At 47.8% G+C, this 607-nt stretch carries 1 pseudogene; it reads left to right on the top strand.

Annotated elements, in window-relative coordinates:
• Positions 1-472: pseudogene (locus R8N49_RS28655) on the top strand (NO-inducible flavohemoprotein); the annotation flags it as partial.
• Positions 473-607: the final 135 nt, after the last annotated feature.

Raw genomic sequence — 607 nt, 5'->3', positions numbered from 1 at the left:
CATCGGCGATAAAGTAAAACTCGCAGCGCCAGCGGGTGATTTCTTTATGGATGTAGACACCAATACACCAGTGGTGCTGATTTCTGCAGGTGTCGGCCTTACGCCAACACTGTCAATGCTAGAAAGCTTGACGGAACATCACGCGCCAGTGACTTGGGTACATGCAACAGAAAACAGCAAACACCACGCCTTTAAAGAGCACGTAAACCAGCTAGTCACGGCGAAAGAAAACATGAACGCGCTCATTTGGTATAACCAACCAACGGCAGAAGACAAGATAGGTGAAGACTTCCACTTTACCGGCTTTGTAAACCTGCATGAAATCGAAGCCGCACTCAAACAAGACAACGTACAAGTGTACTTCTGTGGTCCGGTGGGCTTTATGCAGCACGTCGCGAAACAGCTACAAGAACTTGGCGTCCCTCAGGAACAATTCCATTACGAATGCTTTGGCCCACATAAGGTGGTTTAAGCGCGTTCACCTATCGGGAAAACAACAAAGCCCACGAAGTGTGGGCTTTGTTGTATGAAGTTACCGAGAATTTTCTGGAGATCTACCAGAACATGTCACGCCTTTTTGCGCGTGCAATGATGTTTTGTGGCATAC

Source organism: Vibrio sp. 1978, from assembly GCF_033344345.1.
This window is presented reverse-complemented; position numbering and strand designations above follow the sequence as displayed.